At 73.4% G+C, this 10800-nt stretch carries 10 protein-coding genes; 9 read left to right on the top strand and 1 reads right to left on the bottom strand.

Translation table 11 applies throughout. The features are described from left to right. Positions 1-30: 30 nt before the first annotated feature. The 5 genes from ACYVPE_RS37550 (at position 31) to ACYVPE_RS37530 (ending at position 6517) form a co-directional block, all read left to right on the top strand. On the top strand, positions 31-2685 hold the full coding sequence (locus tag ACYVPE_RS37550; protein WP_461038325.1) for a lysylphosphatidylglycerol synthase transmembrane domain-containing protein: 2655 nt from the start codon (positions 31-33) through the stop codon (positions 2683-2685). A gap of 88 nt (positions 2686-2773) precedes the next feature. Beyond that, positions 2774-3175, top strand: a complete 402-nt coding sequence (locus ACYVPE_RS37545) for a TOBE domain-containing protein (protein ID WP_461038324.1) — start codon at positions 2774-2776, stop codon at positions 3173-3175. A 7-nt stretch (positions 3176-3182) separates the two neighbouring features. Continuing rightward, on the top strand, positions 3183-3980 hold the full coding sequence (modA, locus tag ACYVPE_RS37540; protein WP_461038323.1) for a molybdate ABC transporter substrate-binding protein: 798 nt from the start codon (positions 3183-3185) through the stop codon (positions 3978-3980). A 34-nt stretch (positions 3981-4014) separates the two neighbouring features. Next, positions 4015-4797: an ABC transporter permease gene (locus tag ACYVPE_RS37535; protein WP_461038322.1), complete on the top strand. Its 783-nt coding sequence runs from the start codon at positions 4015-4017 to the stop codon at positions 4795-4797. A gap of 109 nt (positions 4798-4906) precedes the next feature. Next, positions 4907-6517 (top strand): alpha/beta hydrolase, encoded by a 1611-nt coding sequence (locus ACYVPE_RS37530; RefSeq protein ID WP_461038321.1) that lies wholly within the window; start codon positions 4907-4909, stop codon positions 6515-6517. A gap of 13 nt (positions 6518-6530) precedes the next feature. On the opposite strand, the gene ACYVPE_RS37525 is transcribed toward ACYVPE_RS37530, so the two are convergent. Continuing rightward, positions 6531-7235, bottom strand: a complete 705-nt coding sequence (locus tag ACYVPE_RS37525) for an SDR family oxidoreductase (protein ID WP_461038320.1) — start codon at positions 7233-7235, stop codon at positions 6531-6533. Between the two features lie 28 nt (positions 7236-7263). Between ACYVPE_RS37525 and ACYVPE_RS37520 the strand changes: the two genes are divergently transcribed. The 4 genes from ACYVPE_RS37520 (at position 7264) to ACYVPE_RS37505 (ending at position 10646) form a co-directional block, all read left to right on the top strand. Continuing rightward, positions 7264-7926 (top strand): O-methyltransferase, encoded by a 663-nt coding sequence (locus ACYVPE_RS37520; RefSeq protein WP_461038319.1) that lies wholly within the window; start codon positions 7264-7266, stop codon positions 7924-7926. Positions 7927-7956: 30 nt separating this feature from the next. Continuing rightward, positions 7957-8274, top strand: coding sequence for a hypothetical protein (locus ACYVPE_RS37515; RefSeq protein WP_461038318.1), 318 nt, complete (start codon positions 7957-7959; stop codon positions 8272-8274). Beyond that, positions 8271-8528 (top strand): hypothetical protein, encoded by a 258-nt coding sequence (locus ACYVPE_RS37510; protein ID WP_461038317.1) that lies wholly within the window; start codon positions 8271-8273, stop codon positions 8526-8528. The genes ACYVPE_RS37515 and ACYVPE_RS37510 overlap by 4 nt, the downstream gene beginning before the upstream one ends. Before the next feature lie 447 nt (positions 8529-8975). After that, a complete protein-coding gene (locus tag ACYVPE_RS37505; protein WP_461038316.1) occupies positions 8976-10646 on the top strand; it encodes an alpha/beta hydrolase in 1671 nt (556 codons plus the stop codon). Positions 10647-10800: the final 154 nt, after the last annotated feature.

Genomic DNA, 10800 nt, shown 5'->3' with positions numbered 1-10800 from the left:
GCTCACAGAACGACATGGCTACGATCCGACTTGGCGGCCGACGCGCCCGCCGTGCCCGGCGTGGACGACGCCCCGGCGCCCGACGCCGGCCCGGCCGGCACCGGCGGCGAAACCGCCACCCACATCGACAGCGACGAGCCGCTGCTCGCGGCCCGCGTGCACCGGCCGGCCGACCTGCTCCGGGTGCTGCTCGGCCTGGCCGGCATCGCCGTCGTGCTGGCCCTCGCCACCTGGGCCATCGGCACCACCGCCGGCATCGAGCGCGACGTCGACAAGGGCGCCGCCCAGGCGCCTTCGCTGCTGATCAGCTTCGCCGGCTTCGTCTCCGCCATCGCCGTCCTCCTCGTCCCCGTCGCCTTCGCGATCGAGCGGCTGATGCGGCGCGACGGTCTGCGGATCGCGGACGGCGTGCTCGCCGCCGTGCTGGCGCACGGCGTCTCGCTCTCCTTCAGCCTCTGGGTGGCCCGCCTGGCCCCCGAGACCGTGCAGGACGCGCTGACCAGGGACGGCCCGGGCGGCGTCCCGACCGACCCCGTGCACGGCTACCTGGCGCCCGTCATCGCCTACGCCACGGCCGTCGGCATGACCCACCGGCCCCGCTGGCGGTTCGCGATGTGGGCGGTGCTGCTGCTCGACGGGTTCGCCGTCCTCGTCGCCGGCTTCACCACGCCGTTCTCGATCATCGTCACCGTCCTCCTCGGCTGGACGATCGCCTACGCCACGCTCTACACGGTCGGCTCCCCCAACGTCCGCCCGACGGGGCAGCAGTTGCTCGCCGGCCTGCGGCACGTCGGCTTCCGCCCGGTCAGCGCGCTGCGCGCCGAGGACCGGGGCGACGCGGACGGCCGCGACCGGCAGGACTACTCGGAGCCGACCAGGCGCTACCTGGTCACCCTGGAGTCGGGGCCCCCGCTCGACGTCACCGTCGTCGACCGCGCCCAGCAGGCGCAGGGCTTCTTCTACCGCGTCTGGCGCCGGCTCGCGCTGCGCGGCATCACCACCCGCCGCAGCCTGCCCTCGTTGCGCCAGGCGCTCGAACAGGAGGCGCTGCTCGCCTACGCCGCGATCTCGGCCGGCGCCAACGCGCCCAAGCTGATCGCCACCTCGGAGCTCGGTCCGGACGCCGTGATGCTGGTCTACGAGCACACCGGCGGCCGCGACCTGGGCTCGCTCCCGGACGACGAGATCACCGACGAGCTGATGCGCGCCGCCTGGCGGCAGGTGACGGCGCTGCAGACCCGCCGGATCGCGCACCGCAGGCTGGACGGCGGCTCGCTGCTCGTGGACCACGCCGGCACCGTCTACCTCACCGACCTGCGCGGCGGCGAGATCGCCGCCAGCGACCTGCTGCTGCGGATGGACGTCGCGCAGTTGCTGACCGCCTTCGGCCTGCGGGCCGGCGCGGAGCGCGCGGTGGCGGCGGCCGTGGCCATCCTCGGCCCGGACGCGGTGGCCAACAGCCTGCCGCTGCTCCAGCCGATCGCGCTCAGCCGCAACACCCGTGCCACGCTGCGGCAGTTGGCCAGGGAGCGGTCGCAGCGCGAGCGCGACGCGGTGCTCGAGGCCACCCGGGTCTACCGGGAGGCGACGGGCAACCTCCCGGAGAACGCGGACCGCAAGACCGCCCGCGCCGCCCGGCAGGCCGAGAAGCAGGTGATGGACGAGGCGTTGGAGAACGCCAAGGAGCCCGACCTGCTGTCGCTGATCCGCGAACAGGTGCTGCTGATCCGCCCGCAGGCCCCGATAGAACCGGCCCGCGTCCAACGGATGCGGCCGCGCACCCTGGTCAGCATCATCGCCGCCGTCTTCGCGGCGTACTTCCTCACCATCCAGCTGATCAACCCGGAGTTCCAGCGGGTCTGGGACGGCGCCAACTGGGGCTGGGTGCTGATCGCGGCCGGCTTCTCGGCCCTCACCTACTTCGCCGCCGCGATGAGCCTGCTCGGCTTCGTCCCCGAGCGGGTGCCGTACCTGCGCACGGTCACGGCCCAGGTGGCGGGCTCGTTCGTCAAGCTGGTCGCCCCGGCCGCGATCGGCGGCGTCGCGCTCAACACCCGCTATCTGCAACGCCAGGGCCTGCGCCCCGGGCACGCGGTGGCCAGCGTCGGCGCCTCGCAGCTCTTCGGGCTCGGCAGCCACATCTCGCTGCTGCTGGTCTTCGGCTACCTGGCCGGCACCGAGCACACCCCCTCGCTCCCGGCCTCCCGCACCGTGATCGCCGGCCTCCTGACCCTCGCCGTCGTGGTGCTGATCGTCTCCGCCATCCCCGGTCTGCGGAAGGCGATCTACGACCGGATCCGCACCCTGTTCGCGGGCGTGGTGCCGCGCATGCTGGACATCGTGCAGCAGCCGAAGAAGCTGCTCAGCGGGATCGGCGGGATGCTGCTGATGACGCTGGCGTTCGTGATGTGCCTCGACGCCTCGCTGCGCGCCTTCAGCTACGAGTTGAGCTATCCGACCATCGCCGTGGTGTTCCTGGCGGGCAACGCGCTGGGCTCCGCCGCGCCGACGCCCGGCGGCATCGGCGCCGTCGAGATCGCGCTGGTCGCCAGCCTCGCCACCTTCGGGATCCCGCGGGACGCGGCGCTCGGCGCGGTGCTGCTGTTCCGGCTGATGACGTTCTGGCTGCCGGTGCTGCCAGGCTGGCTCGCCTTCACCCACCTCACCAGAAAACAGTCGATCTAGCCTCGCCCGGATCCCGGGCTCGCAACCGCGAGCCCGGGATCCGGGATCACCTTGCGGATGCGAGCCGCACCCCCATAATCTCCCGCACATGCGTTCCTACAGCATCGGCCGCGCCGCCCGGCTGCTCGGCGTCAGCCCCGACACGGTCCGACGCTGGGCCGACTCGGGACGGCTCCCCACCCGCAGGGACGAGGCGGGCAGGCGCCTGATCGAGGGCCAGGACCTGGCGGCCTTCGCCGTCTCGCTGGCCCAGGACCCCGGCTCCGACGCCTCGGACGACGAGCCGCGCACCTCGGTCCGCAACGCGTTCCCCGGCATCATCACCGCCGTCCGGCTCGGCGACGTCGCGGCCCAGGTCGAGGTGCAGGCCGGCCCGCACCGGCTGGTCTCGCTGCTCACCAGGGAAGCCGTCGAGGAACTCGGCCTGGCCGTCGGCATGGAGGCCGTCGCCCGGGTGAAGGCCACCAACGTCCACATCGACACCGTGTGAGGCCCCCGTGCGACACCCCGTCAAGCTCGCCGCCCGCTCCCTGCTGACCCTGGCCGCCACCACCGCGCTGCTCGTCCCGCTCGCCGCCTGCGGCAGCGAGGACGACCCGGCGGACGACGCGGCGGCCGCGGACGAGTCGGCCACCCTCACGGTGCTGGCCGCCGCCTCCCTCACCGACGTGTTCGAGGAGGCCAAGGAGGTCTACGAGGACGCCAACCCGGGCACCACGCTGGAGTTCTCCTTCGCCGGCTCCCAGGAGCTGGTCGCCCAGGTCGAGCAGGGCGCGCCGGCCGACGTCCTGGTCACCGCGGACACCCCCACCATGGACGGCGTGGCCGACGAGACCGCGGTCGACCCCGTGGTGATCGCCCGCAACGCGCTGACCATCGTCACCCCGCCTGACAACCCGGCCGGCGTCGCCGCCCTCGCCGACCTGGCCGACCCGGACCTGCGTCTGGTGCTGGCCGCGCCCGAGGTCCCGGCCGGCCGCTACGGCCGGCAGATCCTGGAGGCCCAGGGGGTCGAGGCCACGCCGGACTCGGAGGAGCCCAACGTCCGCGCCGTCCTCGGCAAGGTGCAGCTGGGCGAGGCCGACGCCGGCCTGGTCTACGTCACGGACGCCACCGCCGCGGGCGACGGGGTGGCCACGGTGGACATCCCCGAGGACCAGAACGTCACCGCCGAGTACCCGGCCGCGCCGCTGGCCGACTCGGAACACCCGGACGCCGCAGCGGACTTCGTCGAGTGGCTGGCCTCCGACGAGGCCCAGGCGCTGCTCACGGACGCCGGCTTCCAGGCGCCGTGACGGCCACGTCCGCCGAGTCCCGGACGGCGCCGTCATGAGGACGCGGGCCCCGCGCACCCTCGTCCTGCCCGCCGTGCTGGCCGCCGGCTTCCTCGCCGTCCCGCTGCTCGGCATCCTCGTCGACGCCCCCTGGTCGGACCTGGTCGGCCGGCTCACCGAGCCGGCCGTCACCGAGGCGCTGCGGCTCTCGCTGCTGGTCTCCGGCTGGACGCTGCTGCTCTCGCTGCTGTTCGGGATACCCCTGGCCTGGCTGCTGGCCCGCGTCGACTTCCCCGGCCGCACCGCCGTCCGCGCTCTGGTGCTGCTGCCGATGGTGCTGCCGCCCACGGTCGCGGGCGTGGCGCTGTTCCAGGGCCTGGGCCGGCGCGGGCTGCTCGGCGGTTACCTGGAGTCGCTCGGCGTCGTGCTGCCCTTCTCGACCGCCGGCGCCGTGGTGGCGTCCACCTTCGTCGCCATGCCGTTCCTGGTCATCAGCCTGGAGGGCGCGCTGGCCAGCCTGGAACCGCAGTACGAGGAGGCCGCCGCCACCATGGGCGCGGGGCCGCTCCGCACCCTGCGCCTCGTCACCCTCCCGATGCTCGCGCCCTCGCTGGCCGCCGGCGCCGCGCTCTGCTGGGCGCGGGCGCTCGGCGAGTTCGGCGCCACCATCACCTTCGCCGGCAACCTGCCGGGCACCACCCAGACCCTCCCCCTCAAGGTCTACCTGCTGCTCCAGGACGATCCGACCGGCGCCACCGCCGTCTCGCTCCTCCTGGTCGCCGTCGCCGCCGCCGTGCTGTTCGCCCTCCGCGGCCGCTGGCTCCGGCCGCTCCGCTAGGACAGACATCGCCTGACGCCGTCACCCGGTTGTCCCGGCCCGGAGTGCGGCCCCCGCCCGCCCCCGCACACGATGAGCGGGTCGGAGCGACCGATGGGAGCCCACCGCGATGACCCGAGCCCGGCTGCGCACGCCGATCCTGCTGGCCGCCACCGCCCTGCTGACCGTCCCCGGCTGCGCGGCGGCCGACGGCGACTCCGTCCGGGTGCGCCCGGCCGCCCGCCACGACGCCACCGACACCGACGACCTCCCCGGGCGCTTCACAAGACAGCAGCTCAGCTGGGCCGCCTGCCCCAAGCCGGACGCGGCCGAGGGCGACGGCGCCGCCAGCCCCTCCCCGCTGCCGGACGGCGAGGACTGGGAGTGCGCCACGATGACCGCCCCCCTCGACTACACGAACCCCGAGGGCGACACCATCGACATCGCCATGATCCGCGCCCGCACCAAGGCGAAGGGCGACGACCGGATCGGCTCCCTGATCTTCAACTTCGGCGGCCCAGGCGGCTCGGGCGTCGCCACGCTGCCCGCCTTCGGCGCCGACTACGCCAAGCTCAACAGCCGCTACGACCTGGTCAGTTTCGACCCGCGCGGCGTCGGCGACAGCGAGGGCGTGCAGTGCCTCGACAACCAGCAGCTCGACGAGTACTTCGCCGCCGACGCCGACCCGCGGACGGCCGACGAGCGGCGCGCCTTCGTCGACCGGCTCAAGGAGTTCGACCAGGGCTGCGAGGACCGCGCCGGCAACCTGCTGCCGCACCTCACCACCACCAACACCGCCCGCGACCTGGACCTGATGCGGAAGGTGCTCGGCGACGACAAGCTGCACTACTTCGGCATCTCCTACGGCACCGAACTCGGCGGCGTCTACGCCCACCTGTTCCCGCGCCGGGTCGGCCGCGCCGCGCTCGACGCCGTCGTCGACCCCACCGGCAGCGCCGAGGACGGCGCGCTAGGCCAGACCGCGGGCTTCCAACTCGCCCTCGGCAACTACCTGGACGCCTGCACCCAGAGCGACGACTGCCCGCTGGGCACCGACCCGGACGATGCCGAGGACAAGCTCCGCGACTTCCTCGACGGGCTGCGCGACCACCCGCTCGACACCCGCGACCCGGACGACCGCAAGCTCACCCAGTCGCTGGCCTGGAGCGGCATCGCCCAGTCCCTCTACTCGCAGACCTTCTGGCCCTACCTCACCCAGGGCCTGGACGACGCCATGGCCGAGGACAACCCGGACGGCACCGTGCTGCTCGCCCTCGGCGACTCCATGAACGGCCGCAATCCGGACGGCAGTTACAGCACGCTCCAGTCCTCGCTCACCGCGATCAGCTGCGCCGACTCCAACCAGCGCTTCACCGTCGACGACGTCCGCGACAAGCTCGACGACTTCGAGGACACCTCCTCCGTCTTCGGACCCCAGATGGCCTGGGGCCTGCTCAACTGCACCCACTGGCCGGTCGACGGGCAGCGCGCGCACCCCGACGTCAGCGCCGACGGCGCCCCCAAGATCCTGCTGATCGGCACCACGGGCGACCCGGCCACCCCCTTCGACGGCACCGCCCACATGAAGGACGCGCTGGGCGACGACGTCGGCGTGGAGCTCGTCTTCGAGGGCGAGGGCCACGGCGCCTACAACAGCGGCAACAAGTGCGTGCAGGACACCACCAACGACTACCTGCTGAACGGCGACGTCCCCGACGACGGCAAGCGCTGCAAGCCGTGACGCCGACGCGGGCCTACACCTTCTGCCCCGACGGCCGCACCACCACCTCGTTCACGTCCGTGCCAGGCGGCTGCGCCAACACCCAGGCCACACAGTCCGCGACGGCCTCCGGCGCGAGCAACGGCCCTGGCCCGGGGCCGCCGTCCCCCCACCCCGACGTGTCCACCCGCCCGGGCGCGACCAACGTGACCCCGACGCCGTCCCGCGTCACCAGCATCCTGGTGTTCTCGGCCAGCACCCGCACCGCCGCCTTGGTCGCCGAGTACAGGCTCCCCGCCACGTTCTTGCTGCCCGCCACGCTCCCCATCAACACGATCCGCCCCCGGCTGCGCCGCAACGCCGGCAGCGCCGCGTTCACCAGCAACGCGGGCCCGAGCACATTGGTCAACACCATCCCCCGCCACCGCTCGGGATCCCCGCTGGCCACGGTGTCGTGCGTGGCGTAACCCGCGTTGGCCACCACGTGGTCGAGACGCCCGAAGGCGTGCTCCGTCATCTTCACCGCCTCCGCCACCGCCTCGGGGTCCGTGGCGTCGCCCGGCAGCGTCAACAGCCGGTCCCCCGCCGCCGTCGCCTCCGCCAGCCGCCCGAGCCGCTCCGCGCTCCGGCCCGTGGCGGTGACCCGGTGACCGCCCGCCAGCAACCGCCCGACGATCGCCGCGCCTATCCCACTCGCCCCGCCCGTGACGAGCGCCACCGGCCCCGCGTCCTCACCCATCGCTGTCCCTTCTCCTACCCTCGGCACCATGACGCAGCCCATCTGGTCCCAGGTCGACGACTACTTCAACGACCTTCTCGTCCCGGCTGATCCGGCCCTCGACGGCGCCCTCGCGGCCAGCGAGGCCGCCGGCCTGCCGCACATCAACGTAGCCCCCAACCAGGGCAGGTTCCTCCACCTGCTGGCCCGGATCCACCACGCGCGCAGCATCCTGGAGATCGGCACCCTCGGCGGCTACAGCACCATCTGGCTGGCCCGCGCGCTGCCCGCCGACGGCCGCCTGACCACCCTGGAGGCCGACCCGCGCCACGCCGAGGTCGCCCGCGCCAACCTGGAGCGCGCCGGGCTCGCCGACCGCGTCGACGTCCGCGTCGGCCCGGCCCTCGACACCCTCCCTTCCCTGTCCTCCCTCGCCCCCTTCGACCTCTTCTTCGTCGACGCCGACAAGGTGAACAACCCCAACTACCTGGACTGGGCCGTCCGTTACTCCCGCCCCGGCTCCGTCATCGTCTTCGACAACGTGGTCCGCGACGGTGCCGTCCTCGACACCAAGACCACCGACCCCGCCATCCAGGGCACCCGTCGCCTCGCCGAACTCCTCGGCTCCCACCCCCGGCTTGACGCCACCGCGCTCCAGACGGTCGGTCACAAGGGCTACGACGGCCTCGCCCTGGCCATCGTCACCGACTAACCTTGGGCACCCAACGCGACGGGAGGCCGGGTGAACCACACCGCCCCACCGACCCGCTCCCCCTACCGGCTCGACCCGGACGAGGGCCCCCAGACCATCGCTGAACTCAAGGCGGCGCTGGCCCCCTGGCCGCAGGAACTCCTCTCCTTCACGGCCCGCCTCGACGCCGCCCGCTTCGACGAGATCCCCGGCATCATCGCCGCCTACCGCATCGCCTGGCTCACCCGCGTCCACCCGGACCTCCAGGAGGCCGGCCAGGCCAGCGAGGACGAGACGGCCGACACCGTCAGCTGGGACGAACTCATCGCCGACTACGCACCCGACAGCCTGGAAACCAGGCACCGGTGACCTACCAGGTCGAGGTCATGTCCGATGCCCGCCGCGGCATGGCCTCCCTCACCCCCACCCGCCGCCGCGCAGTCAACGACGCCGTCCGCGGCCCCCTCGCCACGCACCCCCTCTCCACCGGCGAACTCTTCGAAGGCCTCGGCCCCACCGCCCTCCGCCGCCTCGTCCTCCCCCACGCCGGCGTCTCCATCGGCTACCGGGTCTTCCCCGACCGGGTAGAGGTGCGGCTGGTGTGGCTGATAGGGCATCCGTGACCGCGCCTCGACCGGCGGCCGCAACGTGCGGGCCCCCAGGCTTACTTCGCCCCGCGCCCCATTTCGCCACCCCAGGGAGACGATGCCCAGAATGATCGATACTCCCGGAAGGTCCGAACCTCAGGAAGTAAGCAAAATCCGTACCAGCCCCGACTAAATCCGCGGGTCACCACCTCCACTCCCCGCACCCGCGGGCTGTTCCCACCGCCAGGACGAGGGCCACACGTGGCGTGAGGTGGTCCCCGCCCGCGCGGGGCCGTTCCCGCGGCGCGGGGGCCGGGCCGGGCCTGCTGGTCGGTGCGGCGGGTGGCCCCGCGACGCTCGGTGTCGGCACCGAGCGGATGCGGCTGGGCGACGGGACGGGCGCGGCGACGCGTGCGCCGTCGCGGCCGTCAACGCGTACCTGCTCTCGGGAGCGACGCCCGCCGACGGTACCGTCTGCCCATAATGAACATACATTCGCACTTCCGTTCCCGGCGGGTCGTCGCCGCGATCGCCTCGGCGCTCGCCGCCGGTCTGCTTCTCGCCAGTTGCTCGTCGCGCGAGCTCGCCCTCGACCTCGGCGACGACGGCGGCCGGGGCGCGGAAGGCGGCGGGGGCGCCGGCACCGAGTCCATACCGGCCGGCGACTCCTACCCGGGACTGTCGGACGCGCTCGCCCAGCAGCGCATCCAGTGGGGCGACTGCGCGGCACCCACCCCCCTCCAGGGCGAGGGAATGGGCCGCCCCACCCAGCTCTCGGACGGCACGCCGTGGCAGTGCGGCACGCTCACCGTGCCCGTCGACTACGAGCGGCCCGACGGCGACACCATCGACATGGCGCTGATCCGCGTCGTCAGCACGGTGGCCGAGGAGGACCGGCTCGGCTCCCTCGTCTTCAACTTCGGCGGCCCTGGCAGCTCAGGCGTGGGCACCCTGCCGCTCATCGACGAGGAGTACGAGGAGCTGCGGACCGGCGGCTTCGACCTGGTCAGCTTCGACCCGCGCGGCGTCGGCGAGAGCGCGGGCGTCGTCTGTCTCTCGGACGACGAGATCGACGAAGGCGACCAGGAGGACACCGGCCCGCCGCGCACGGCCGAGGATGAGGCGGAGCTCGTCGCCGACAGCGAGGAGTACGCGGCCGCCTGCGCGGCCAACTCCGGCGACCTGCTGCCCTACCTCTCCACGAACAACACCGCCCGCGACATGGACCTGCTCCGGCACGCGCTCGGCGACGACCGCCTCAACTACTTCGGCATCTCGTACGGGACGGAGCTCGGCGCCGTCTACGCCCACCTCTTCCCCGAGAACGTCGGCCGCGCCGTGCTCGACGCGGTCGTCGACCCCAACCCGGACCCGGTGGCCCAGTCGCTGCTCGACGCCGAGGGGTTCCAACTCGCGTTGGAGCACTACCTGGAGGACTGCGCGGCTGGCTCGGACTGCCCGACGGGCGGGGATGTGGAGACGGGCGTCGCCACGATCGAGACACTGCTCGACGACCTGGCCGTCGAGCCGCTTCCGACGGCCGACCAGGAAGGCCGGCGGCTGACGTCCGGCCTGGGCATGACGGGCATCGCGGCGGCGCTGTACTCGGAGGACAGCTGGGAGTACCTGACCATGGGCCTGGACGAGGCGCTGAACGCCGGCTCGGGCGACACGCTGCTGCTCCTCGCCGACTTCTACAACGGCCGTGACGGCGAGGGCCGTTACAGCAACCTGATGCCGGCGCTCAACGCGATCCGCTGCGCGGACGACCCGTCGCGGATGGAGGTGGACGAGGTCGTCCAGCACCGGGACGCGTTCGAGGCGGCCTCGCCGGTCTTCGGCGAGTGGATGCTGTGGGGCGTGAGTGGCTGCCTCGGCTGGCCGTTCGAGGAGGCCGCCGAGCCGGAGGAGTTCAGCGCGCCGGACGCGGCCGCGCCGCTGCTGCTGGTCGCGACGACGGGCGACCCGGCGACGCCGTACGCCGGCGCCGAGCGGATGCAGGAGGCGATCGGCGGCCCGTCGGTGGCGCCGCTGCTGACGAACGACGGCGAGGGGCATGGGGCGTACACGCCGGACAACGCGTGTGTCGCGGACGCGGTGAACGGGCATCTGCTGCGGGGGGAGACGCCGGGGGATGGCTTGCGGTGCGAGTAGGCACGGCGTCGGGGGTTTTCCCCCACCCACCCGCCCTTTTCCGCGCTTCGCGCGGCGGGCCCTCCGCGCCGGCCCGGCCTGCGGCCGGTGCCCCCGCGCTCCGCGCGGGGTTTTCCCCACCCACCCACCCGTTTCGGCGCTTCGCGCGGAGGGC

The organism is Streptomyces mayteni, from assembly GCF_054783955.1.
Note: the sequence above shows the minus strand (reverse complement) of the source record. Positions and strands in the feature narration are given on the sequence as shown.